This window comes from Oribacterium parvum ACB1 (assembly GCF_000238055.2).
Lineage (GTDB): Bacteria > Bacillota > Clostridia > Lachnospirales > Lachnospiraceae > Oribacterium > Oribacterium parvum.
On sequence record NZ_KE148312.1, the window covers coordinates 727,596 to 752,195 of the forward strand.

Annotated in this window: 20 protein-coding genes; 7 read left to right on the forward strand and 13 right to left on the reverse strand. The window is 44.5% G+C overall.

Going from position 1 to position 24,600, the window contains the following annotated elements; translation table 11 throughout:
- Positions 1-2: 2 nt before the first annotated feature.
- From HMPREF9625_RS03355 to HMPREF9625_RS03375, 5 genes are all read right to left on the reverse strand, one after another.
- Entirely contained in the window at positions 3-1,088 is a 1,086-nt protein-coding gene (locus HMPREF9625_RS03355; RefSeq protein ID WP_009535596.1) for a glycosyltransferase family 2 protein, read from the reverse strand.
- A gap of 141 nt (positions 1,089-1,229) precedes the next feature.
- A complete protein-coding gene (locus HMPREF9625_RS03360; protein WP_009535597.1) occupies positions 1,230-2,435 on the reverse strand; it encodes an alcohol dehydrogenase catalytic domain-containing protein in 1,206 nt (401 codons plus the stop codon).
- 156 nt (positions 2,436-2,591) lie between these two features.
- Positions 2,592-3,821: a class I SAM-dependent methyltransferase gene (locus HMPREF9625_RS03365; protein WP_009535598.1), complete on the reverse strand. Its 1,230-nt coding sequence runs from the start codon at positions 3,819-3,821 to the stop codon at positions 2,592-2,594.
- Positions 3,822-3,955: 134 nt separating this feature from the next.
- On the reverse strand, positions 3,956-5,182 hold the full coding sequence (locus HMPREF9625_RS03370) for an NAD-dependent epimerase/dehydratase family protein (protein WP_009535599.1): 1,227 nt from the start codon (positions 5,180-5,182) through the stop codon (positions 3,956-3,958).
- The gene (locus HMPREF9625_RS03375; protein WP_009535600.1) at positions 5,183-7,366 is read right to left on the reverse strand and encodes a thiamine pyrophosphate-binding protein; all 2,184 of its coding nucleotides are present in this window, start codon (positions 7,364-7,366) and stop codon (positions 5,183-5,185) included.
- Between the two features lie 484 nt (positions 7,367-7,850).
- On the opposite strand from HMPREF9625_RS03375, the gene relB reads away from it, so the two are divergent.
- Positions 7,851-8,072, forward strand: a complete 222-nt coding sequence (gene relB / locus HMPREF9625_RS03380; RefSeq protein WP_009535601.1) for a type II toxin-antitoxin system RelB family antitoxin — start codon at positions 7,851-7,853, stop codon at positions 8,070-8,072.
- The gene (locus HMPREF9625_RS03385) at positions 8,069-8,344 is read left to right on the forward strand and encodes a type II toxin-antitoxin system RelE family toxin (protein WP_009535602.1); all 276 of its coding nucleotides are present in this window, start codon (positions 8,069-8,071) and stop codon (positions 8,342-8,344) included. Before relB ends, HMPREF9625_RS03385 begins: the two co-directional genes overlap by 4 nt.
- Before the next feature lie 39 nt (positions 8,345-8,383).
- On the opposite strand, the gene truA is transcribed toward HMPREF9625_RS03385, so the two are convergent.
- From truA to HMPREF9625_RS03400, 3 genes are all read right to left on the reverse strand, one after another.
- Positions 8,384-9,145, reverse strand: a complete 762-nt coding sequence (gene truA / locus HMPREF9625_RS03390) for a tRNA pseudouridine(38-40) synthase TruA (protein ID WP_009535603.1) — start codon at positions 9,143-9,145, stop codon at positions 8,384-8,386.
- Between the two features lie 88 nt (positions 9,146-9,233).
- A complete protein-coding gene (locus HMPREF9625_RS03395) occupies positions 9,234-10,040 on the reverse strand; it encodes an energy-coupling factor transporter transmembrane component T family protein (protein ID WP_009535604.1) in 807 nt (268 codons plus the stop codon).
- Positions 10,033-12,075: an energy-coupling factor transporter ATPase gene (locus HMPREF9625_RS03400; RefSeq protein WP_009535605.1), complete on the reverse strand. Its 2,043-nt coding sequence runs from the start codon at positions 12,073-12,075 to the stop codon at positions 10,033-10,035. Before HMPREF9625_RS03400 ends, HMPREF9625_RS03395 begins: the two co-directional genes overlap by 8 nt.
- Before the next feature lie 350 nt (positions 12,076-12,425).
- On the opposite strand from HMPREF9625_RS03400, the gene HMPREF9625_RS11365 reads away from it, so the two are divergent.
- Genes HMPREF9625_RS11365 through HMPREF9625_RS03425 form a run of 5 tightly spaced genes read left to right on the forward strand, consistent with a single transcriptional unit; the run spans position 12,426 to position 16,791 of the window.
- Positions 12,426-13,304 (forward strand): transglutaminase-like domain-containing protein, encoded by an 879-nt coding sequence (locus tag HMPREF9625_RS11365; protein WP_009535606.1) that lies wholly within the window; start codon positions 12,426-12,428, stop codon positions 13,302-13,304.
- Between the two features lie 11 nt (positions 13,305-13,315).
- Complete coding sequence (locus tag HMPREF9625_RS03410; RefSeq protein WP_009535607.1) at positions 13,316-13,546, forward strand: phosphopantetheine-binding protein; 231 nt, start codon at positions 13,316-13,318, stop codon at positions 13,544-13,546.
- 1 nt (position 13,547) lies between these two features.
- Positions 13,548-15,134 (forward strand): MBOAT family O-acyltransferase, encoded by a 1,587-nt coding sequence (locus HMPREF9625_RS03415; protein WP_009538177.1) that lies wholly within the window; start codon positions 13,548-13,550, stop codon positions 15,132-15,134.
- Positions 15,135-15,149: 15 nt separating this feature from the next.
- The gene (locus HMPREF9625_RS03420; protein ID WP_009535609.1) at positions 15,150-16,247 is read left to right on the forward strand and encodes a hypothetical protein; all 1,098 of its coding nucleotides are present in this window, start codon (positions 15,150-15,152) and stop codon (positions 16,245-16,247) included.
- A 13-nt stretch (positions 16,248-16,260) separates the two neighbouring features.
- Positions 16,261-16,791 carry a hypothetical protein gene (locus tag HMPREF9625_RS03425; RefSeq protein WP_009535610.1) on the forward strand — a complete coding sequence of 177 codons (531 nt, stop codon included), beginning with the start codon at positions 16,261-16,263 and terminating at the stop codon, positions 16,789-16,791.
- Between the two features lie 112 nt (positions 16,792-16,903).
- Here the strand turns inward: HMPREF9625_RS03425 and HMPREF9625_RS03430 are convergent, their stop codons facing one another.
- From HMPREF9625_RS03430 to HMPREF9625_RS03450, 5 genes are all read right to left on the reverse strand, one after another.
- A complete protein-coding gene (locus HMPREF9625_RS03430; RefSeq protein ID WP_009535611.1) occupies positions 16,904-18,427 on the reverse strand; it encodes an amino acid adenylation domain-containing protein in 1,524 nt (507 codons plus the stop codon).
- Positions 18,428-18,452: 25 nt separating this feature from the next.
- A complete protein-coding gene (locus HMPREF9625_RS03435) occupies positions 18,453-19,157 on the reverse strand; it encodes a hypothetical protein (protein WP_009535612.1) in 705 nt (234 codons plus the stop codon).
- A 28-nt stretch (positions 19,158-19,185) separates the two neighbouring features.
- Positions 19,186-20,298 carry an HD-GYP domain-containing protein gene (locus tag HMPREF9625_RS03440; RefSeq protein WP_009535613.1) on the reverse strand — a complete coding sequence of 371 codons (1,113 nt, stop codon included), beginning with the start codon at positions 20,296-20,298 and terminating at the stop codon, positions 19,186-19,188.
- Positions 20,299-20,618: 320 nt separating this feature from the next.
- Positions 20,619-21,662: a ribonucleotide-diphosphate reductase subunit beta gene (locus tag HMPREF9625_RS03445; RefSeq protein WP_009535614.1), complete on the reverse strand. Its 1,044-nt coding sequence runs from the start codon at positions 21,660-21,662 to the stop codon at positions 20,619-20,621.
- A 384-nt stretch (positions 21,663-22,046) separates the two neighbouring features.
- Positions 22,047-24,557 (reverse strand): ribonucleoside-diphosphate reductase subunit alpha, encoded by a 2,511-nt coding sequence (locus tag HMPREF9625_RS03450; RefSeq protein ID WP_009535615.1) that lies wholly within the window; start codon positions 24,555-24,557, stop codon positions 22,047-22,049.
- Positions 24,558-24,600 lie beyond the last annotated feature (43 nt).

Consider the following 24,600-nt stretch of genomic DNA (forward strand, 5'->3'; position numbering starts at 1 on the left):
TCTTACACCTCTTCCGAAGAACTTTCATTCTGCGCCGGCTGTTCTAAAGAACCGCTTTCACAGGCATCCTGCCCCGGCTGTTTTGAAGAACTGTCTTCGCTTATTGCCTGTTTCGAAGTACTGCTTTCGCCGGTAGCCTGCTTCGCCTGCTCCGAAAAATTCAGTCTCTCTTCCTCCACCACGAGCGGTCTCTTCATGACTCTTTGGTTAATGGATAAAATATATTCTCCCAAAAGTCCGATAAAAAAGATTTGCACAGAGCCGAGGAAAAGCATTCCAATCAGCATAGGAGCCATACCTGCGGGAAAGCGGTCCCACCAGATCAGCTTCATCATGAGATAAATGAGCCCGACCAGCATGCTGATTCCTGCAAAGATCCCGCCAAAAAATACCGCCAAACGAAGTCCCACCTTGGTATAGCTGGTAAAGCTCAGCATGGCCGCATCATAAAGGGTATAGAAGTTGTTGTGTGTCACGCCCGCCCGGCGCTTCGGCTGCGTATAGGGGATATCCTTTCTTCTGTAACCAAGCTCCGCCACAATACCGCGCAGGAAGGGGGTGGGATCGTCCAGAGATTGCATTACCGAAATAAATCCTTTGTCGTACAAGCCAAAGCCTGTAAACTGACTGATTTGATCCACGGAAGACATTTTTCGGATAAGCTTATAGTAAATGCCCCGAAGCGCGTACATAAGCTTCGACTCGTTACTCTCTGTCTTAACCCCGATTACAATGCGGTAGCCCTCCTCCCAGGCATGAACGAAGCGGGGAATCATTTCCACCGGATCCTGGAAGTCCGCCGCCATCAAAATGGTGGCATCTCCCGTACTTTGCAGCATGGCATAGTAGGGGGAATTAAATTGGCCGAAATTCTTAGCATTAAAAATCGCCTTAATCCCCTTATCTTCCTTGCAAAGTGCTCTTAAGTTCTCCCGCGTCTTATCCTGTGAGTCGTTGTCAATAAAGAGAAGCTCATAATGATAATTCTTAAGCTTCTCCTGAAAACAAGTCCTAAGTGCATTCGCAAGGGGAATAACATTTTCCTCCTCGTTATAACAGGGGATAACGATACTGATGGTTTTCTTCAAATTCCAACCTCTTTTCTATCCTTTTAAATCGGTAAACATTGAAAACTTTTACGGCCTTTCTATCCTTCTAAATCGGTATATATTAAAACTTTGACGGCTTTTATCTTTCTAAATCCGTATACATTAAAACTTTGACGGTTTTTATCTTTCTAAATCCGTATATACCAAGACTTTTACAGCCTCTCTGTTCTTCATATCATACAGTGCCGCTTCTATATTTTCCATACCGCGGTAGCTTTTCGTAAAAAATGCACTCGGATGAAAATTCCGTTCCTTGACTATCTTCATGATTTTCTCAAGATGCGTTCTTCCGCCTTTGGAAAGGGAGAAGACAAAGCTCTTTCCCGCCATACCCTTTCCTAAGGAAAACTTCGGTAAATAAAGGGCGTCTACCGCCTTCTTTTCTCTCTCTTCTTCATCAATAAGATAGCGGAGCGGTCTTCCGGAAAGCTCTTCCGTAACAATGTCCTCATCCGCCCCGAAATAGGCCACATTGCTGACCACGCCACTGCCGTATTTTACCATATCGGAGGCTTCGCAAAGGGCATATTCGTCTCCTCCGCAAAGAAGCACCCGGTCCACGCCCTTGCCGTCTGTCCTGTTCCAAATCTCGTTCACAATAGAAGAATTGGTGGAATTTGCCAGAGGATGCTTTCCTTTAGGGAGGGGCGTTCTAAGCTCTCTATAGTCCAAAACCTCCACCGGACAATCCTTTGTTCCCATACTAAGAGCCAGTCTTTTACTCTCTTCCCGACTTCCCACGGCAAAAATACGACTTGCTCCGAAGTACTGCGCCGCAAAGATTGCCGCAAGGCCGATAGCCCCGATTCCCAGTACACAAACCGTATTTCCCCTCTCCACTCTTCCTTCTTCTGCAGCAGTAAAGCCGGTTTGCAAAACATCCGTGCATAAAAGTGCGTCTTCCAAGGAAAGTCCCTCCGGAATTTTTCCGCAGTTTTTATCCGCATGAGGTAAATAAAAGCATTCCTGAAAAGCCCCGTCTATGGACTTCCCAAGGGAATGGGCAGAAAAAGGATAGCCTGCATGAGACTCATTTTCCGTAACTTCTTCACTGTCCCAGTTCGGGGTAATGGCGGAAATCGCCACGATTTCTCCCACGGAAAAATCCTTTACCGCACTGCCTTTCTCTATAATCTTCCCCACGCACTCATGCCCCAGAGTGAGATTTTCTCTCTTCGGAGATCCCTGCCAGATTGTATGCACATCGCTTGTGCAAGGCGCAAGAAGAAGGGGCATGATGAGCACACCGTGTTCCGAAAGTAGGCGCGGTTTCTCCTTCTCCATCCATTTCACTTTTCCTCTTCCCTCTAAGACAAATGCTCGCACAGCGACTCCCTTTCCTTTTTCGTAAAATACTTTGCAGCTCACCGGATTATGATTGATTATCATTCTATAAAGGTCTTAGTCTCTATTCTACCCTCGTAGCAAACAACTTCGCACTTTGCCAGATTATTGCTTTCCTACAGGCGATTCCCTTCACCCCTAAAGCTCCGTTATCCTTTCGCCCCGAAGTGCCAAAATCCGCGGACAGGGCTGAAAGTCCCGTTTGATAATCCCGGCTATCTCGTCCGTATAGCCCGGTGCCACGATGAGAATTTCTTCCACCGGCTCCTCCTGAAAATGCTCAGGCGGCACAATCAATACATGGGAAGCCGGACTGTACAGCCCCTGCTTAAAGGGTGCAGAGTCAATGATATAGGAAACTACATCCTTTAGTGCCGTTGTGGAAAGCAGCGTAAGCCCCTGATGGCTCGCACCCCATATAGCCATCTTTTCTCCCTCTTCCTTTAGCTTTGCAATATGAGCTTCTACATCCTCTTGAATCTCCTTTTCATTTTCAAGAAGAGGAGAAATGTCGATTTTCTGCCCGCTATAGCGGAAAATGCTTAAGTTCTCCTTCGCTTCCTTTTGCAAAACAAACTCAATGGTATCCCGATTGATTACGCGACTCTCAATAAGAGAAAAACCGGCTTCCTGAGAGAGGTATTGCAGGCTCTCTTCCGTAAAATTACTGATATGGTCACGGAGCAGCTCGTAGTAGCTCTTATTATCCAAAATATAATGAAAGCTCGGTACCGTGAGGAGGAAAATGCCGCCCGCCCGAAGATGCGTATACGCGTAGTCCAGCATCCCCTTCGGGTCCTTCTGGTGCTCAAGGAAATTGAACTGCACCATAGCATCGACTTCCTCTCCGACTTCCTTTTCCTGTTTTCCGTCCGGAGAAAGAGCAATAAGCCCCTTTAAGGAAAAGTCTTCTTCCGGGAAGCCCTCATAGAGAGGAAGACCTGCCGCCCTCCCCTTTTCCACAAGACTCTTCTTATGCTCTATCCCGAAAATGTAGGGGGTCAAAGCTCCGCATTCCACACCTTCCCACATCTTAAGGAACTCTCCCTGTCCGCTTCCCAGCTCCAAAATCACGGGCTCCTTCTGTCCCTTATTTTGCAAATAGGAAAGAAGTTTTTTGTATTCTTCCTCTCGAAGACGGCGCATGGTTGTCGTTCCGCCTCCTGCACGAATCACATCCTTATAATAGGGAACCGGCTCGGTATCAAACTGCACAAGACCACAGTGCAGGCATTGGCAAAGCGGTAAGTCCACCGGCTTTTCCCGCTCCAAATCCTCTTTTCTCGGAAAATCCTGCGCAGAGGCAGGCATATTATGAAAAACGGCAAGCTCGGAAAGCTTCTCTCCGCAGACGATACAGTTTGCCATCGATTTCCCCTTTCTTATTCTTTAAATATTTTGATATAGCTTGATTGATATAGCTTAATTTCTTTAAAAAAGTTTAACTTCTTCCTAAGGTTTACTTTGCCTATCTATCCTGTTGTTTTCCGGAAACAGTAGCTTTACGCTTTCAGGAATTCCTCTTTATAAATAAATTCATATAACTCTTCTATTCCGGAAGAAAAGCTGACTCTCTCTTCAAATCCCAGCGCGGAAAGCTCTTTCGTATGCGCCGTAAAGTCATAATCGCCCTCCACATTGGGCGGACGAAGGCCAAAGCGCAAGAGACTTTCTCCGCTCTTCCTAATCCCCCTTTTCTTAAGGAAAGAGAAGCCGATTTGCTCGATTTCTTTGATATAGTCGGAAAGGAGACGGCTTTCTCTACTACAGATGTCTATCGTAAAGCTACCGCATTCTTTATTCTGTCCGAACAACCCTGACTCAAGCAGCTTCTCCTTATACTCGATTTCCAAATCTGCATTCTCTCTTTCCGGGTTTTCGCCCTCCGATTTACTACTTCTCTGACTTCTGCTTTCTCCCTTCCTCGTCGGAACGTCCAAGTCCGTAAGAAAGGCCATTGCTCGCCCGAAGTCTTCCTCTGCCATAAAATTCCAAATCTTATTTCCGCTTCCGAGCTCCGTCTCCATGCCTCTTAAGGTATTTCTCACAAGCGTCTTTACAAGACTTCTTTCATGATCTCCTTTTCCGTAGATAGAATAAATTCGAAGGTCGATAAATTCCATCTTCCCGTGGTTTTTCAGTCCGTATTCGGAAAAGGCGAGCTTCTTCTCTCCGTAGGGACTTGCCGGAAGAGGCTCTTCTCTTGTTCCTCTCCCCATTTCCGCCTGTGATCCCGCAAAGAAAAAGCGTTTTACACCATGTGCCTTAGCCCAGGAAAAAAAGGCCTTGCTCATGGCAAGATTTTTTTCCTGCGTCACAAGATCCGAACGCCCCAAGGAGCCGACACCGTCCCAGGCAAAATGCAGAACCGTGTCAAAGTGGAGCTTCGCCAAGGAAGGCAGACTAATGCTTTTATAAATAGCATGACTATCCGTAGTACTATTATTTTCTGTAGTAATGCCTCTTTCCGTAGTGATGCATCTTTCTGTATTGATGCCGGCTTCCGTAGTACTGTTGTTATATTCCGCTTCTCTCCCCTTTTCTTTCTCCCAAAGAAGAAAGCTTTCCATGTTAAGGGAGAGAAGTTGCATTCCCTTCTCTCCCTTAAGTCTTTCTTTATTCCGACTCTCCGGACGCAAAATCCCGTAGACTTCATGTCCCTTTTTTAAAAGCGCTTTTCCTGTACTTATTCCGAGGAAGCTTGTAATCCCGCTGATCAGTATCCGCATTTACTGCCTCTTCTTTAGGAGCATAAGCATTTCCATTTCCTCATCCGGAAGGAAGGGATCCATGTCCTGTAAGGGCGGGCTGAAAAGATTTCCTTCCTTATCCCGCTTTGCACTGGACTTCGGCAGGAACTGCTGCGTAAGGCTTACAAAGACTTCGCAAAGCACCGGTCCCTCCACTTTCAAGGTCTTCTCGATTCCCTCGGAAAGTTCTTTATTGCTGTGAATGGAAACATAGGGGTAGCCGTAGGCATGCGCGAGCCTCTCTAAGCTTGGGAAAGAAAGGTCCGTTCCCTCTCCCTCCATACCGGAGTCTACACCGATTCCCACCAGAGGCTTTCCGAAGAAGCTGTTCTGGGTCTGACGAATGGAATGATAACCGCCGTTATTTACCACAAAAATCTTCAGCGGCATCTTGTGGTGAATAATCGTCTGAAGCTCCTGCAGATTCATCTGAATAGAGCCGTCTCCGGTTAAAACGATGATATCCTTTTCCCGATAAGGCGGGTAGCTTTCTTCCTTCCCCTGCCAGTACGGAGCCTGCTTTAATTTTTCCTCCTCAGCCTTTGTGAAATCAATTGCCGCATAGTAGGCACCGATTCCGGCAGGAAGTCCGTATCCCATGGACGCTACACCGTCCTGACTGATGAAGCGGGTTCCTTTTTTTATGATATAGCTCTGTCCGCCGGCAACGCAGGGAGAGCCGTTTCCTACAACGGTAATCTGGTCTTCCTCCGCTCTTTCCGAAAGCTTCTCGACTAAAGCATAGACATTGCACTCCGCAGTCTCTTCCGAACGGTATTCGGGAAGAATCGTGGGATAATTTGCTTGGTAGAAGCGCACGGTATCAAGCCAAGTGAGACGCTCGCTCTTATCCTCTTCCAACACGGCCTCTGCCGCCTTTTCCCGAATGAACTTCCGAGCTTCCTCACGAACTATTCCTTCTCCGCCCTTAAAGAGGGGAAGACTCTTTTCTTCCTTTAAGAGCTCAAGCAGTGCGCGAATCAAAGCCTTGGCGTCGCCGTGAAGCTGTAAATCGCAGTGCACGGAGGGCTTTGCAATCTCTTCCTTATCAATATCGTTCTGCATCACATAGGCTTCGGGCGCCCAGTCACGGAAGGAATAGCCCACCTGACGGATATTCAGTCTCGATCCGATACTTAAGATGCAGTCTGCATTTTGTACGGCAAGGTTTCCGGGTCTGTCGCCTCGTCCTCCGGGGCGTCCCGCATTTAAGGGGTGCTTTGTCGGGAAAATGTCCGGCGCATTCCAGCCGAGCACTACGGGGATGCCGAGCTTTTCGGAAAGCTCTAAGAACATCGTCTCCGCTCCGGCAATGCGAACCCCGTTTCCGGTATAGAAAATGGGGCGCTTACTTGCTCTAATTTTCTCTAAGACCTGCTTGGCAAGGGGAAGGAAATCCTTCCACTCGGTGAAGCCATGGTCCTCCTGTCCTCCTAAATCCTCCGCTAAAACATGCGGATTTTCTTTTTTCGTATACAGTGCATGGAGGGCCTTCTTTTCTTCCTCATCCGAAAAATACTTTCGGCACGCAGTTGCAAACTCCGGATACTTGTTCTCCACGGCTCTCTTTTCCCAGCCGTCTCCTCCATTCTCAAAATCGGAAACATCAAAGCCCAGTAAATCCTCAGTTTCAATGGTGCAGCCTTGTACATCCACAGGAATATCCAGCCAACAGGGACCGGGACGACCGGTCTGGCTTAGGTAAATCGCCTTTTCAATGGCATAGCGCACGCGGTACGGGTCAATCAGCATCTCGCTGTATTTGCACATGCAGGATACGGACTGCAGGATATCAAATTCCTGATCTCCCATGGCACGAAGCGCTCTTCCGGACCAGCGGGCAGTATTGTCATGCCGCACCTGTCCGGAGAGGACAATCATGGGAAGGGAGTCCAAGTATGCTCCCAAAACACCGGTAATGGTATTCGTTCCGCCGGGACCGGAGGTCACACAAAGTAGGGCCGGAACATTGTGAATTCTGGCATAGCTTTCGGCCGCCATAGCACAGGCCTGCTCATGATGCTGGTAAAGGGTTTGAATTCCCTTATTGTGTCCAAGCGCATCATTTAAGTGCATTGCGCCTCCTCCTACGACGGAGAAGGAGCGGCAAATCCCCGCTTCCACCAGTTTTTCCGCAATGTAGTCCGCCAGTCTTTTCTTCATCTACTACTTCCTCCTAATCTTTTCCTATTTTACTCTTACTCTATAAAGCAATAAAAAGCTTTGTCCGAGCGGATTTTCCGGAACCGTTATGGCCAGGCACACAGACAAAGCTTCCCTATTCCATCATGGAATCCAAAGGAGAAATAGCGGAAAGTTTCTCCACTACCTCATCAATTTCATTCCTTCGTATGTATTTGTAAGTGCAATCTTTTATCACTATAGTATTCAAAAATTTTCTCCTAAAGAAATATACAATAAATCCTTGTCAGTATATCCCTTAGCGGGTGAAAAGGCAATGAAATGCCATGCCTATCCTTTGCAATCTGGAATCCTCTCTCAGAAGGTACATCATTACAAACTGCTACAGCTTCAGACTGGAACAGAAGGGCCTACTTTTTATTGTGGCTTCATTTAGGATAGCAGAGGAAATTGACGCATTATACAATATGTAATACAATATATTGCACATGAAAGGAGGGATAGGATGACGATTTCTTTTAGATTAAGTGAAACAGACTCTGTGCTTTTCAAAAAATATGCGGAAATGAATGGAATTAGTATTTCAGAATTGGTTAGACGCTCAGTTCTTGAACATATTGAAGAGGAATATGATTTGCAGGCCTATGAAGAAGCTTTAGCGGAATATAAGGAAAATCCTATTACCTATACTCTTGATGAGGTAGAGAAAGAACTGGGCTTACAATGAGTTTTAGAATTGTATTTTCCGATAAAGCATTAAAGCAGATGAAAAAGCTGGACAAGTACACAGCTTCTCTTATCATTGCCTGGCTTAGAAAAAACTTAGAAGGCTGTGAAGATCCCAGAAAGCATGGAAAGGGATTAACAGCCAATAGAAGCGGACAATGGAGATATAGAGTAGGGGATTATAGAATCATTGCAGAAATTCAGGAGGAGAAAGTTATTGTTTTAGTATTGGGAATAGGGCATAGGAGGGATATTTATCAAAATGATATCTAAAATGAGGAAGATATCCATGATAATATTGAGCTTTTTCACTTACAAAGCATCGCCATAGTCTAAATGGATAAGACAAAGCCCTTTCGCAGGAGCTGTCGGGCCGGCAAGGCGTCTGTCTTTTCCGGCAAGAATCTCGGAAAGAGCAGAAGGTGAAATCCTTCCTCTTCCGACTTCCAAGAGTGTTCCGCAAAGGATGCGAATCATGTGATAGAGAAAACCATTTCCCTTTACCGTAAAATGCAGATACTCTCCCTCCTCTTCAAGGCGAAAATCCGTGATACAGCGTACCGCCGAGCCTCCCTGTAAGAGGGTCTGCGCCTTGGGGTTCGCAAAGGAAGTGAAGTCGTGTTCTCCTTTTAAAATTTCGATTCCCTCTCGAATTATCGCTAAATCAAGAGGAAAAGTGTAATGGTAGTACAGCCTTTGATAGAGCGGATTTTCCACACGCGCCCTATCTATACTGTAGCGATATTCCTTCGTATGTGCCGTAAAACGAGGGTGAAAATCCTCCGTCTTTTTCCAAGCGGAAAGAACACGAATATCTTCCGGAAGATAACTGTTTAATGCTCTCTCATAGTTTTCGGGATTCCGCTCCGCTTCCGTATCGAAGGAAAGAATATTTCCCAGAGCATGGACTCCTTGGTCTGTCCGGCTCGCCCCGATAAAGTTTTGGCACTCCCCCGGGAAAAGACGTGAAAGCACTTCCTCTACCTCTCCCGAGACCGTCCGAAGCTCCTCTTGCCTCTGAAATCCATGATAATTTGTGCCCTCATAGGCCAGTTTCAATACAAAACGATGCAAGACGCACCTCTTTCTTATGATCTATTGATTATGCTTATCCCTAGCAGATCGTTTACTCCAATCATAACTCTATCTCATCACATCCCACTTAGGGAAGACTGATAAATCGACTTCCGATAGCCAGCCCCAAAATTAAAAACAATACAAGATAAGATAGGTAGTCCGCCCCGGTATAGCGAAGGGGCTTCATCTTGGTCCTTCCCTCTCCTCCCTGATAGCAGCGCGCCTCCATAGCCATCGCAAGGTCATAGGCTCTTCGGAAGGCGGAGACAAAAAGGGGTACAAGGATAGGCACCATAGCCTTTGCTCTATCGAAAATGCTGCCGCTTTCAAAGTCTGCGCCTCTTGCCATCTGCGCTTTCATAATCTTATCCGTCTCTTCCACCAAAATCGGGATAAAACGAAGAGCAATCGACATCATCATCGCAATTTCATGTACCGGAAAATGGAAGAGTTTGAAGATTCCCAGTCCCTTTTCCATGCCGTCTGTAAGAGCATTCGGCGTTGTTGTTAAAGTCAAAATGGAACTCGAAAGTACCAGCATCACAAGACGAATCGCCATCATGCTTGCAATTTGCAGGCCTTCCTTGGTCATTTTCAAGAAAAAAATCCGGAACAATTCTTCTCCCGGTGTGAGAAAAAGATTAAAGCTCACGGAAAGCAAGAGTAAGAACAGCACGCTCTTTAAGCCTCTCACCATAAAGGAGAAGGGCACCTTCGATAAAAGAATAAAGCCGAAAAGCACAAGAGCAAGCACTGCGTAGGCCGTCCAGGAATTCACAATGAAAAGTGCAATTAAAAACAAGAAGGTACCGGCAAGTTTTACTCTCGGATCGAGTCTATGAATAAAGGAGTCTACGGGATAATACTGCCCTAAGGTTATTTCTCTAAGCATGGCTTACCCCCTTCCTCTTTTCTTCTATAAAATAGTGGGAAAGGGCAGAGACTGCCTCCTCCACGGTATTTCCAAGTTGTATATCTAAACCATTTTTCTGCAAGTCAAAAAGAAGCGCGCGAATCTGCGGAAGTCCAAGTCCCATGCCTTCCAGCTCTTCCTTCTTGGAAAATACTTCCTCTACCGTGCCTTCCATCTTCAGTTCTCCCTGATGCAAAACCAAAACCTCGTCGGCATAACGCGCCACATCATCCATGGAGTGGGAAACGAGAAGAATGGTCATCGCATAGTTTTTCCGAAGCCCTGCAATTTCTTCAAAAAGTTCGTCTCTTCCTGCAGGATCAAGCCCGGCTGTCGGCTCGTCCAAAATGAGCAGCTCCGGTCCCATAGCAAGTACGCCCGCAATGGCGACCTTCCTCTTCTGCCCTCCGGAAAGTTCAAAAGGAGATTTTGCATAGAGCTCTTCTCCGATTCCGAGACTCGCCAAGGCATCTTTCGCAAGAGCTTCCGCATCTTCCCTCGTCTTTCCCTGATTTAGGGGGCCGAACATCACATCCGCGAGGACCGTTTCCTCAAAAAGCTGATACTCCGGGTACTGGAAAACAAGCCCTACCTTAAAGCGGAGCGCACGATAATCAAAGCCTTCCTCCGAAAGAGAAAGTCTTCCCTTTTTTTCTATGACCGTCTTCTTCCCCTTGAAAAAGAGGAAGGATTTCCCACTCTTCACGAGGGGCGGATTCTCCCGGAAGGAAACGAAAATCTCTCCCGACTTCGCCTTAATGAGCCCGTTTAAATGCTGCACCAGCGTAGACTTTCCCGAGCCGGTGTGCCCGATTACCGCGGTGAGACTTCCCCGCCGTATTTTCATGCTTAAATCCTTTAGGGCAAAGCTTTCCATAGCCGTGCCCTCCTGGAAAATTGCGGAAAGGTGTTCCGCTTCCACGATATAGTCGCCTGCCTCAGGCTTCTCACCTTTTATATCTGCATCTTTCTGTATGTCTGCATCTTTCTGTACGTCTGCTTCTTCCTGTATATCTGCTTCTTTTTCCGGCTTTGATTCTTGCTCTTTTCGGGAAATCCCCTGCAAAACCGATGCCATATCCAAATGCTGCTTCTCGGAAGAAGGTTCCGACAAACCCGGGAGCTCCGACACCGTAAAGCTTTCTTGCAGAGAAAATCCTTCTTCCTTTAGCTTAAGGAGCTCTTCCTCCAGCTCCTCTTTTTTTAGAATGGTCTTCTCTATCGGAAAGCCCTTTTTTTGCAACTTGTGCGCAAGCTCCGTAATCAGCGGCACATCCATGCGATATTCCTTTAAGCGCTCCACATTTTGGAAAACCTCACGGGGACTTCCGTCCATAACAAGCTTTCCGCTGTCCATAAGGAGAATCCGGTCCGCATCAACCGCCTCCTCCATATAGTGCGTAATCAAAATAATGCTGATGCCCTTCTTCCGCTTCAGCTCTAATACCGATTCCAAAACCTCTTTTCTTCCGCTCGGATCGAGCATAGCGGTCGGCTCATCGAGCACAATAGTCTTTGGCTCCATGGCAAGAGTTCCTGCAATTGCTACACGCTGCTTCTGTCCGCCGGACAAGTGGTTCGGAGACTTTAGTCTGTAGGCCTCCATATGCACAGCGGAGAGGGCGTTGTTTACCCTCTGCCAGATTTCATCAGTGGGAAGCCCGATATTTTCCGGCCCGAATCCGACATCCTCTTCCACCACGGATGCAATAATCTGATTATCCGGATTCTGAAAGACCATCCCCACTTCTCTTCTGATCGGGAAAATGTTCTTCTCCTCCCGACTGTCCATTCCGGAAACCAGAATCGTACCTTCCGTCGGAAGCTGCAAGGCATTGAAAAGCTTCGCCAAAGTCGATTTTCCGGATCCGTTATGCCCCAGAATACAGACGAAACTCCCTTCCTCTATCGAAAAATTGAGTGCGGAAAGAGCAGACAAGGTTTCAATTACCTCATCATTTTCATTTCGCCTCGTGTATTGATAAGACACATCTTTTACAACAATATTTTCCAAAGCACACTCCTGCTCTCTAAACCCATTGATTTACACTATACTCTTACTCTCTATGATGAAAAATATCCCGGAATATACACACGCCACTCATCACGGACAGGATAAACTATCCGCAATTTGCTCTTGCAACATTTTACAATAGATAGAGATGCATAACAAGAGAAAAGGGATTCTCACAGAAGGGATTCCAAGGTTTTTGTATTCCTTCTATTTTCTACGTTCTCATGACTCAAAATAAGAATTTTTATCCTTTTAAGTTATATTCTCATTCTTACAAGTCGATAAACAAAAAGATGAAGTTTTACTCTGTTTATATAAGGAAACAGGAAAAGTGCAAGGAGGCAAAGGAGTTGAAACAAAACAGATGGATTTTTTCAATAGCAGTATTGCTCTTTTTTTCTCTTCCCTTCACCGCTTACGGGGAAGAAAATTCTGACGCTACAAGCGGTCCGGGAGTTGAACGCTGGAAGCAGGATGAAGTCGGATGGTGGATGCCACAGCCTAATGGCGGATATGCGCAGAACGAATGGAAGCAGGTCGAAGGAGAATGGTATCATTTCGACGACCGCGGCTATATGCAAACCGGATGGATAAACGATAATGGAGCCCGCTACTATCTAAACGAAAGCGGTGCTATGGTAAAAAATACAAGTCTTACCATTGAAGGAAGAGACTACCAATTTTCCGACGACGGACAGTGTCTGACTGAAGTACAGGTCTTTGACTTACCGGAGGGCGTAAAGCAGCCCAACAACATAATTCCGGAAGAAGAAAAATCGGATATTCATCGTCAGGTAGATGCCATTGCTGACGACATTTTGTCCAGAATTACAAACGCAGCCATGTCGGAGAGACAAAAGGCGGAAGCCATTTATGCATGGGTACGCGGAAACTTCCGCTACGCAGGTCATTCCGCGAGCCGTGACTGGCCCAGTGAAGCCTATAGAAGCCTAAGAAGTCATCATGGAGACTGCTTTTCTTTTTATTCCGCAGCCAATGCGCTTCTTTCTCGGGCGGGAATCCCCAGTATAGAAGTGATTCGCAGTACAGATGCAGATCATTATTGGAATCTGGTTAGGGTAGACGGAAACTGGTATCACTTTGATACTACTCCGCGTTCTGTAGGCGGATATTATTGCCTTTGGACTGATGCACAGATGAATGCATTTTCAAACCGGCATAAGGGCTGTTTCCATTTTGATGCGTCTCTTTATCCCAGAACACCATAAGGAGGAGAGCGATGGAAGAGCTTTTAGAAATTTTAAAAAGTGTTCGTCCCAATGTGGACTTTGAGCATTGTGAGGATTTAATCGGTAATGGCACCCTCGATTCTATGGATATGGTCATGATTATGACGCAGATAATGCAAAAATTCGACCTGTCTATACCGCCGGAGGAAATGGTTCCGGAAAATTTCAACTCTGCTAAAGCTATGTATCGTTTAATTCAAAAACTGGAAGACGAAGAATAATATGTCTATTGTTTCTCAGCATTATTTTATATTTTGGGCATTGTTGCTTCCGCTGTATTATTTCACAGCGGAAGCTTCTCGCTGGAAAGTTCTGCTTTTTGCAAGTTTTGTATTTTATCTGTTTAGCGGAACTTCCTTTTATATTGTCTTTATTTTACTGACAACACTCAGTACTTTTTTCTTAGGAAAATGGATTGATTGCATGGCGGAAGAGACAAAATACAAGCTTCATACAGAAGTCTTGGAAAACAAAGAAAAAAAACGTCTAAAAAAAGAATTAAAGAAAAAACAAGGTCGAATCCTCCTTATAGGACTCTTCTTTAATTTTGGCATTTTAGCCATCCTAAAATATACCAATTTTGTGATCGAAAACGTAAATGCTCTTCTCTATCAAAACGGAAGCGAGCAGCAATTTTCTATGATGAACTGGATTTTCCCCTTGGGAATCTCCTACTATACCTTTCAGGCAATGGGATATCTGATAGACCTCTACAGAGGAAAAAGTTCAGCAGAAAAAAGTCTTCCCCGTTTTGCTCTTTTTTTGTGTTTTTTTCCGCAACTTTCTTTTGGACCAATCAGTCGGTATAGCGAACTCAACCAAGAATTGTTTACGGGACATTCTTTTGACTTTAAAAATATTCGTTTTGGAGCATCTCGCATACTTTGGGGATTTTTCAAAAAACTGGTCATTGCCGATAGACTGTCGATTGCCATTTCACTCATTACTTCCGATCCGGAGACCTTTAACGGAATCTACGTTCTGGTAGGGATGATTGGATTCACACTTCAGATGTATGCCGACTTTTCAGGAGGAATGGATATTGTACTGGGAAGTGCAGAGCTTCTCGGAATCTGTCTTCCGGAAAATTTTAATCGCCCTTTCTTCTCCAAGTCTTTGGCAGAATTTTGGAGAAGATGGCATATGACGCTTATGCAGTGGTTTAGAGATTATATTTTCTACCCGCTTTCAGGAAGTCGCTTCTGTATTTCCGGAATGAACTTTTTCTCCTCTAAAAAACTGCCCTTTTTAGCTTCCCGCTTTCCAATTTATGTCGCCTCCATTTCCGTGTGGTTTATTACCGGCTTATGGCATGGAGCGTCTTGGAAATACATTGCATGGGGGCTGGTAAACTGCTTTGTCATTTTGCTTTCTCAGGAAATGACACCGCTCTATAGAGCCTTTCACAAACATTTTCCCAAGTGCAGAGGAAGAGTTTATGATGCTTTTCAAGTGATTCGAACCTTTCTTTTGTTCTCTTTTATCGAAATGTTTGAATACTACTCTTTTGTAAATGTTTTCCGTATGTCTTTCAATATGCTGACAAACTTTCATATACAGGACTTATATGATGAACGTTTTAGCACTTTAGGCTTAAGTCTATCCGATTGGATTGTGGTATTCCTTGGAGTACTCTTGATGCTCTATATCAGTCTTTTGCAAAGAAAGGGAAGCGTCAGGGAAAGGCTTTCCAAAAAGCCCGAAGCACTTCGTTTTACTTTGTATTTTTTACTCTTCCTTTCCGTACTTCTTTTAGGAATATATGGACAGGGCTATGATGCCGGCAGCTTTATTTACAATCAATTTTAAAAAAAGGGGGAGAACATGAGTGTGGAAAACATGGGGGGAGAAAAGATAAAGCGTAAAAAATACATTTCCTATCTTATATACCCTGTGATATTTTTTTTGATTCTCTACTTCTTGCAAAGGCTATTTGTGCCGAAGTATATGGGGAGGGTTGTAGAAGGAAATTTTACGGAAGAATATTATCAGGAAATCAGTCCTCATGATGTACTGATTCTTGGGGACTGCGAAGCCTATGAAAACATTTCCCCGATTACGCTATGGAAAAACTACGGAATCACAAGCTACATTCGCGGAAATGCGTCCCAACTGCTTTCACAGTCCTACTATCTTCTCCGTGACAGCTTAAAGACGGAAACTCCCAAGCTGGTGATTTTAAGCATTGCAGCCATGCAATACCCTGCGCAGACAAATGAAAGCTATAACCGAATGGTTTTAGACGGAATGCGATGGAGCATGGATAAAATAATGGCCTACCGCGCAAGTGCAATGGAAGGAGAACATTTCCTCGACTACCTTTTTCCCTTGTTCCGTTTTCATTCCCGTTGGAAGGAACTGGAAGCGGACGATTTTCGTTATTTTTTTCAAAAAAAGAGAGTTTCTCATAACGGATACTATCTTCGTGCAGATGTGCGTCCTTTAATGGAGTTTCCCAGAGAACGGAGGATAATCGATTATAACTTTGACCCCGTCTGCATGGAGTACTTGGATAAAATACGAAAACTGTGTGAAGAAAAAGGCATTTCCCTTATGCTGATGAAAGCGCCTTCCCTTTATCCGAGCTGGTATGAGGAGTGGGATTTACAAATCCGAAACTATGCCTTAAAGCATAGGCTCCATTATCTGAATGCCATTGATTGCATTCCGGAGATAGGTCTCGATTTTCAGCATGACAGTTACGACGGAGGGCTCCATATGAATATTTATGGAGCAGAAAAGTTATCCGATTTTCTGGGCAAGGATTTGATAAAAAATTATGCTCTTCCGGATCACAGAGGAGAGGAAGTGTTACAGAAAATCTGGGCAGAAAAAGTAGAGTATTACGAAAAGGCTCGCGATGAGCAGGAACGGGAATTTTCGGAATATGGATATCTCAAACAATTTTCAGATGAACCATAAGGAGGCTTTATTCATGAAAAAAATTAGCAGGATGCTAACAATGGCTTTGGTACTGGGTATCAGTATCTTCAGTATGTCTATCGCGGCTTACGCAGGGAAGCAACAGCCGCAGGCAAAAAAACTTGCTCAAGAAGAAAGTAAACCGAAAGAGTACAGCTTCAAAAGCGGAAATACAGCTGTAAATATGGGTGCTGCCGCAAAAGATATTCTTACTGCACTTGGAAAGGCGGAAAAAGAATCGGAAGTAAATAGCTGTGCCTGTCAGGGAAAGTTGAAAACCTATAGTTATAAAGGTTTTGAAGTTTCCACTATCCAGGATAAGGGTACAGATATTATTTCTTCCGTCTATATTCTGGACAAGACTGTCTCTACTCCTGAGGGAATCAGTATCGGATCCAGTAAAGAGGATGTGCTAAGGATATACGGGAAAGATTGTAAGGAGAACAAGGGGGTATATATCTACAGTCTCGGAAATTCCGAGTTGAATATTTTTACGACTAACAATGTTGTAGATGGAATAGAATACCTTTATCTTGCAAAATAATAAGAACAGATTCAAAAAAAGCACTCGGAACGATTTTGCCCGAGTGCTTTTTCTTTATGAGTATCCTGTGTGGAATAGACAAAAACTCTTATCATTTTTCCTACGAAATCTTTTATCCGGAAGAACGCATGTACATCTGTTGTTTTAGTTGCTTACGATCTATTTTCCCATTTAAATTCAGAGGCATACTCACCAGCTTAATATAACGTCTCGGCAACATATAATTTGGAAGCTTATTCCGTAAAGCCCCTTCTACTTGACTGCCTTCCATCTTTCCTGTATAAAAAAGAACAATTTCTGACTTCTCCGTATCATACACACAGCAGACTCTGTCAACTTGTATCAGAGAGGAAGCTGCTGCTTCGATTTCTCCCAGCTCGATGCGATATCCCATGAATTTAATCTGGAAGTCTTTTCTGGAAATAAAAATCAATTCCCCACGTTCATTATAGTGTACCAAATCTCCGGTACGGTAGACGATTTCCCGGTAAGCGGATTGGAGCGGATTCTGCACAAAAGCTTCTTCCGTTTTCTTTGGATTGTTATAGTAACCGTAGGCTAAAGAAGAGCCACGAACCAAAAGTTCTCCTTCTTCCATTCCCTCTGCTAAAGTTCCATTATCCTTAATAATGAAGGAATCCATATTTTCTGCAGACCTTCCTATGGGGATTGTTTCATCGTCCTCTATCTCTCGATCAATAATATAATAAGTACAGATATCCGTCGCTTCCGTCGGTCCGTAAAGATTGGCATACATCACATTCGGGAGAGCCCTTCTCCACATATTGAGCTGTTTTGCCGGCATAACTTCTCCCGCAAAAAGAACCTTCTCTATACTTTTCAGCTTATCCTTATCTAAGGCACCGAGATTTGCCAGAAGACAAAGGGCAGAAGGAACCCAATAAAGAGTATTAATCTGTTCTTTTTCAATCAGATTTAAAAGTTCTCCCGGCATAATAAACTTCTGAGGCGGTATTAAAACCAAGCGGGCGCCGACGCAAACCGTTTGAAAAATATCCAAAACCGACATACTGAAATAAAATGGTGTTTGGTTTCCAAAAACCGTATATTGGTCAAAGTGGAAGGCCTTCTTACTCCATTCCATATAGCAAATGACATTTCGATGAGAAATGATAACTCCTTTGGGATCCCCTGTGGAACCGGAAGTAAAAAGAACATACAGGATATCCGTATCAATAATATGCTTTTCGATTTCCTTTATTTTTTCAAATTTCGCTTCCGTAGCATGAATTTCTTCTATCGTAACAGTCTTAAAACTCCCCGTAAAGGAATCCGGCAGTTTTTTATGCGCCTCATCCGTGATAATCATCTCGGGGGACAGAATGTTCAAAATTCTTTGAATCCGTTCCGCCGGCATTTTCACATCAATGATTGTGTAATAGTTCCCACTATAAGCTACACCAAAAATAGAAGAAAAGCACTCTGTGCTTTTCTCCAAAAAAATGGCTATCGGCTTTTTAAAGAGCTTCTTAGAGGAAAGGAAGCTCGCAAGCTGCATTGCTTCCTTTTGTACTTCCATAAAGCTCAAAGAGCGTTTACTGTCCTGCACAGCTATCTTGTTCGGAAACCGTTCTACGCTCCTGTCTAAATAATCTGTAACTGTCCTGCTATACATCTGTAATCCTTCCTTGTCAAAAGGCTTAATCTACATAGATATACTGACCATTTTCTAAAACAAGACCCCAATAATCGGCTATTTCCTTGCTATCAATAATGCCGTTTAAATCACGACGTTGCCAGGTCCAGGTATGGCTCCATCTATTTTGCGGATCAATGGAACTCATCGTTAAGTTCTTTCCATTGAATTCCACGATTGTGTTCGGATCGAAGATAGAGTAGTATTTATTTTTATCAATTCGGGTTTTGGGATAAATGTAGGCATCCCCATCCCCCTTTTGCACCATAATAAAAAGACCGCCCTTACGTGTCCGGATAACCGCGGTATTATCTTCATCATAGGCACCGGTCGGATCATCAATTCCTTCCAGATTTAAGAATTCTCCGTTCCCATTTGTTTGATTCTGCTGTCCCACATTGGTCAGCTGTACCTGCTTTATCTGTACAGTTCCACTTACAGTCCATGCCCCATTGACATCTACGGTAAAGCTATCCGGAGTAATCGTATTGGATAACATCCAGCCGGATTGATCAAAGTAATAGCACTCGGCCTGACCGTCTCCATTTCCATCTATCCATTGCCAGCCGTTGGAATAATACTGACCGTTATCAAGGTCATACCACCAGCCCTTACTTCCCAGTCTCCAACCGCCGGCAAATGCCGTTCCGATCATGAGAGTGCTTAAAATACATACAGCTCCCACAAATGTCAAAATTCTGTTCTTCATACTCTTTGTTCTCCTTGTTTTTTTGGTTTTATAAAACAACAATGTTGTTATAACGATGGTCATTGCAAAGGTCATAAATCTTTCCTGTCTGAATCTCTACAACCTTCGGACGCATCGGATAACGCTTGTTATTTTCCACAACTTTAGCCATCTCTCCGTTGGATAGTTCCACGATGGAGTCCACAGGATACAAAATGACACTTTCCACAAAGCTTTGAATCACCTTATTATCCAACTCTTCTCCAAGAGCCAGTACCATTTCCAAAGCCTGTCTTCCACTGATTGGTCCTTTGTAAGGACGTTTTGTTACCAAGGCATCATAGATATCCGCAACCGAAAGGATTTTTGAAAAAAGAGAAATCTGTTCATCTTTCAAACAATCCGGATAACCGGTTCCATTCATTTTTTCATGATGATGCAAAACACCGTCCAAAATGAGTGGAGAAAAGCAATTTTTTTCTTTTAGTATTTCAAAGCCATAAAGACTGTGATTTTTAATAATCTCAAATTCTTCGTCTGTCAGTTTTCCCGGCTTATTTAGTATTTCATTCGGAATCTTGGCTTTTCCAACATCATGAAGTAAGCCCGCAATACCCAGCTGATGGATTCCATCTCTGGATAATCCGTACTCTCTTCCAATCATCATGGCAATGGCCGCAACATCCACACTATGTTTAAAGGTATACTCATCACTGACTTTTATCAAATTCACATCAATCGCCACTGCATCATTTTTAAAAATAGCAGCTTCCAGCTCCTTAAAAATATCCAAAGAGCTCGAGGTAAAGTCTGCGTCTTCCGTATGGCCGAAGATATGTTCCATTCTGGTTTCCAGTTGGCGCTTTACCTCTGTAGAAAGCCATATCTTTGCTCTATCCGGCTTCCTGTTCTTTCGAATAATTTTTTTGGTTGCTTCCGGAATGGGGATCCTACTGTTATCTATATCTCTGTATGTATAAATCCCCGGATACATCTTTTCTTTGATATAACGAATTTGATAATCATCCAAAAATACTCCATTTTCAATCATTACTCTTCCCATGGAGTCTTTAATGCTTTGACCAAGTTGCATGCCTACCTTGATTTTATCTTTATGGATAAATATCTTTTCTTCTCTTTTGTTTCCTGAACTTGCCTGCATTTTTTCTTCCTTTTTACAAAAATGAAGTCAATAAAAACCATCCTTTCTCACGATAAAAATGTAGCTAAATTTTTATCGTCTGAATTCCCGGTTTGTATAAGGGATTACCAATTTGTAAAACATGGACTGCGTCCTGCAAACTGCATTCAGAGCTCGCTTCGCTCGCTCTTCATGCATTTGCTCCTTGTAAAACATGGACTCCGTCCTACAAACACATTCGCAACTCGCTTCGCTCGTTGCTCATGCGTTTGCGGATTAAGACAAAAAAAATCTGCTTACAAGCTAGCTTGCAGCAGATTTTTTTTGTCTTAATCCTTGTTTTACAAATCATCCTCTATTGCGGTGCTCTTTGCGTAAGCGGTGGAGCGTGCTTCGAAGAAGTCCGTTTTTACCATATTGGCATCGGCGTACTGAGATACCCACTTCATGGATTCAGGCTCTTTCTCATAGCCCGGATAAAGGGTTCCGAAGCCTAAGGAGCTATAGCGTAGATTTCCCAGATACTTGATATAATCCTCCACCATTTTTCCGTTTAAGCCCGGAATGGCTTCTCCGATAACATACTGTCCCCAGGCAATTTCCTGCTCTACACCCTCTTTTACCATGGCGGTGATTTCTTCAATATGCTTTTCATCAAAGAGCTCCGGCTCTTCCTTTTTCAGCTCCAGCAGAATGTTTCGGAATAGCCAAAGGTGCGTATTTTCATCACGGTTAATATAACGGATTTCCTGCACGGAGCCCGGCATCTTTCCGTTTCTTCCAAGGTTATAGAAGAACATAAACCCGGAGTAGAAATAGATTCCCTCTAAGATGAAGTTTGCAATGCAGACGCGGAGGAAGCTCTCCTTCGTTTGCGTTTCTACAAACTCATTGTAGAGGTTTCCGATAAATTCATTTCTGCGAAGCAAGTGCTCATCCGTCTTCCACTGGTAAAGAATGTCATTTCTCTCTGTCGGATTGCAAATGGTATCCAGCATATAACTGTAGCTCTGGCTGTGAATGCATTCCTGGAAGGTCTGGATAGAAAGGCAGAGGTTGACCTCATTTGCCGTAACATACTGCGAAATATTCGGCAGATTTGCAGACTGCAGGGAATCCAGATATACGAGGAAGCTTAAAATCTTGTCATAAGCCGTCCGCTCCGGAGCAGTGAGATTCGGATAATCACTCTTATCCTGATTTAGGTTGATTTCCTCCGGCACCCAGAAATTGTTCATTGCCTGACGATACCAGTCTGAAACCCACTCGTACTTCATATTGTTAAAATCATTGATGTTTGTCGTGTTAAAATTAATCATCCTACGATTCCGAACATCAATATCCCCTTCCGGGTTAAATAAAGGCTTACGCTTAATCTCTTCCATTGTAACTTTCCTTTCCTGCTGCTGAACGCAGAAGCTCCGTCGATTCTCTCTTTCAGTCCCTAAAAACTATATCACAATTATCTGCTAAATGCTCCCCGGAACCACTCTTCGCATAAGGGAGTAAGTTATTACGCTTTATAATACACATACCTTGAAAAGCTCTCTACATATGGGGCTTTCATTAACATTCGCGTTATGAATATATAGAAACCGCGCATATAGGCTCGCTGAAAAAGCGTATGAAGACGTCGGCACTTGCAGAAAACGAGCCTTAGCGAAGTTTGATGCTTAGTGCCGCTACGTCTGAGTCGAGCGAGAGCGCCTTTTAAAGAGAGGCTATGCGCCGGTTTCAGATATCTTAATTGATATGAATCGATTACTCCCTTATGCGGAGCAAGACTCACATTCATCCGGATCCAATGCTTTAGAACGTACATAGTAAATCGTCTTCACACCGGACTCCCATGCCAAAGTATAAAGATTCAAAAGCTCACTCATCTTGTAATCGTTGGTAATCCAGAGGTTCACGCTCTGCGCCTGATCAATATGTCTCTGGCGAAGTCCCGCAGCCCGTACCGACCAGGTCTGATCAATCTGGTGCGCCGACTTATAGTACCAATAGCTCTCCATGGAAAGCTCCGGAGCAACTCTCGGTAAGATTGCTCCCTTCTTCTCCTCTAAGAAGAAACGGTTCATAATCGGATCCAGCCCCGCTGTTGTTCCAATCAGAATAGAGGTGGAACTGGTCGGTGCCGTTGCCAAAATCCAAGCATTTCGGATTCCTTCATGCACTTCCTTTTCCAGCTCTTTCCATTCGGAGGAGCTATAGTCTCTTCTACGGAAATACTCTCCCGTTTCCCACTCGGAGCCGGCAAATTCTCTATAGCTTCCGCGCTCCTTGGCAAGCTCTGCACTCGCCTTAATTGCCGCAAAGTTAATATTTTCAAATACGGTATCCACAAAGCGCAAATGCTCCTCGGACTCCCACGCAATATGGTGCTTCGCAAGCATGTGGTGATAGCCGGAAACACCGAGCCCGATGGCACGATACTTCTTATTGGTCAGCTCCGCTTCCTTAACCGGATAGAAGTTTAGGTCAATTACATTGTCCAAGGCGCGAACAACCGTCTTCGTGATTTTCTGCAGCTCTTCCTTATTTTCCACATCAATATTTCCAAGGCAGAGAGAAGCCAAATTACAAACCACAAAATCGCCGGGCTTTACGGTGCTGACAATGACCTCATCGCCCTCTTCCGTAATGACCTTCCGCTCCAAAATCTCTGCTTCCTTCATATTCTGCGCAATTTCCGTGCAGAGGTTGGAGCAGTAAATAATCCCCTTATGCTTATTCGGATTCATGCGGTTTACCGTGTCTCTATAAAAGGCAAACGGTGTGCCGGTCTCTACCGCGGACTTTAAAATCAGTCGCACAATATCCTTTAACACATAAACTCTCTTACTGATTCGGTTATCGCGTACACAGTCTTCGTAGCGACTTTCCCATTCTTCCCCGTAGAAGTCCTCTAGGCAGTAGCCCTTAATCAGGAAAATGTCGTGCGGATCCATCAGATACCATTCCTGATTTAAGTCTTCCTTTACCTTCTTCCAGAAAAGGTCCGGGTAGCAAACTGCCGGGAAAACATCATGTGCTTTCATACGGTCATCGCCGTTATTGGTACGAAGCTGTAAAAATTCCGGTAAATCCTTGTGCCATGCGTCCAAGTACACTGCCACGGCACCCTGCCTCATTCCCAGCTGGTCTACCGCAACCGCGGTGTCATTGACAACACGAATCCAACGAATCACACCGCCACTTGCCCCCTCAAAACCGCGAATCTTTCCGCCGCGGGAGCGTACCTTTCCGAAATACATTCCCATACCGCCACCGTACTTGGATACATCGGCAAAACGGGAAATGCTCTGGTAAATGCCGTCCAAAGAGTCCGCAACCGTATCAATAAAGCAGGAGCTAAGCTGATGGTAAGGCTTTCTGGCATTGGACTGCGTCGGCGTCGCCATGGTTACCTGATGCAGGCTCATAATGTCGTAAAATTCCTTGACATAGAAGGCACGGTTCTTTTCCTCCTTCATTGCAAGGTGCATGGCAATACCGAGGTACATCTCCTGCGGAGACTCGAGCGCGATATGCTGTCTGTCTCGAATGACATAACGGGAAAGAAGTAAGTCCAGTCCGGAGTAGGTGAAAAGGTCATTTCTTCCCTCGTCAATCACCTTTGCCAGCTCTTCCACTTCTTCCTTCGTATAAGCTTCCAAAATATAGCTTCCGTAAAGTCCCTGCTCGGTCAAATAGCAAAGCTTCTCATAGAAGCCGTGAAGGGCACGGCTCTCTTCCGTCCTCTTTAGTTCCTTATGGAAATGATAGGAAAGCAGTCTTCCCGCAATCTTCTCCCAGTTCGGCTCTTCCTGTGTGGTAAGCTCTGCCGCCGCTCTTGTAAGAAGGGCGAGGCGCTTCGGAATTTCCTGTTCTCCCTTACTTAAGGAAAGATACTTTGCGGAAAGACGGGAGAGGTCATAATCCGGAAAATCCTTCTGGATCTTCTTTAAAACTTCCTCAATGCCTTCTTCTCCGATTTCTTCCTTGATTCTCTGCCTTAAATGGCGAAGCAGAGTCCGCTTCTCTCTATAGAGGATATAGGCTCTTGCTACACGGTAGTCCCCGTTTTGCATGAGGGATTCCTCTACCGCATTTTGAATTTCCTCCACGGAAACACGGAACTTATCCTCCAGAGCTTCCTCCACTTTTCCCAAAAGAAAGTGGAGCTTCTCCGCCTCTACTGCAATTCCCTCCGAGAGAAAGGCCTTCTCCATGGCTTTTTCGATCTTCTCTCCTCTGTAATCCTCTTCTCCGAGTCCCCTCTTAATGATTGTTTTCATTTAAACCGCTTTCTTTATCTGATGTCCACTCGATTTTGTAATC

What these genes read in the sequence shown, in the direction of transcription:
- HMPREF9625_RS03365 (WP_009535598.1), bottom strand. Translation starts at nt 3,821, where the DNA reads ATGGCAAACTGTATCGTCTGCGGAGAGAAGCTTTCCGAGCTTGCCGTT.
- HMPREF9625_RS03370 (WP_009535599.1), bottom strand. Translation starts at nt 5,182, where the DNA reads ATGCGGATACTGATCAGCGGGATTACAAGCTTCCTCGGAATAAGTACA.
- HMPREF9625_RS03375 (WP_009535600.1), bottom strand. Translation starts at nt 7,366, where the DNA reads ATGAAGAAAAGACTGGCGGACTACATTGCGGAAAAACTGGTGGAAGCG.
- relB (WP_009535601.1), top strand. Translation starts at nt 7,851, where the DNA reads ATGACGATTTCTTTTAGATTAAGTGAAACAGACTCTGTGCTTTTCAAA.
- HMPREF9625_RS03385 (WP_009535602.1), top strand. Translation starts at nt 8,069, where the DNA reads ATGAGTTTTAGAATTGTATTTTCCGATAAAGCATTAAAGCAGATGAAA.
- HMPREF9625_RS03395 (WP_009535604.1), bottom strand. Translation starts at nt 10,040, where the DNA reads ATGCTTAGAGAAATAACCTTAGGGCAGTATTATCCCGTAGACTCCTTT.
- HMPREF9625_RS03410 (WP_009535607.1), top strand. Translation starts at nt 13,316, where the DNA reads ATGGAAGAGCTTTTAGAAATTTTAAAAAGTGTTCGTCCCAATGTGGAC.
- HMPREF9625_RS03415 (WP_009538177.1), top strand. Translation starts at nt 13,548, where the DNA reads ATGTCTATTGTTTCTCAGCATTATTTTATATTTTGGGCATTGTTGCTT.
- HMPREF9625_RS03420 (WP_009535609.1), top strand. Translation starts at nt 15,150, where the DNA reads ATGAGTGTGGAAAACATGGGGGGAGAAAAGATAAAGCGTAAAAAATAC.
- HMPREF9625_RS03425 (WP_009535610.1), top strand. Translation starts at nt 16,261, where the DNA reads ATGAAAAAAATTAGCAGGATGCTAACAATGGCTTTGGTACTGGGTATC.
- HMPREF9625_RS03430 (WP_009535611.1), bottom strand. Translation starts at nt 18,427, where the DNA reads ATGTATAGCAGGACAGTTACAGATTATTTAGACAGGAGCGTAGAACGG.
- HMPREF9625_RS03435 (WP_009535612.1), bottom strand. Translation starts at nt 19,157, where the DNA reads ATGAAGAACAGAATTTTGACATTTGTGGGAGCTGTATGTATTTTAAGC.
- HMPREF9625_RS03440 (WP_009535613.1), bottom strand. Translation starts at nt 20,298, where the DNA reads ATGCAGGCAAGTTCAGGAAACAAAAGAGAAGAAAAGATATTTATCCAT.
- HMPREF9625_RS03445 (WP_009535614.1), bottom strand. Translation starts at nt 21,662, where the DNA reads ATGGAAGAGATTAAGCGTAAGCCTTTATTTAACCCGGAAGGGGATATT.
- HMPREF9625_RS03450 (WP_009535615.1), bottom strand. Translation starts at nt 24,557, where the DNA reads ATGAAAACAATCATTAAGAGGGGACTCGGAGAAGAGGATTACAGAGGA.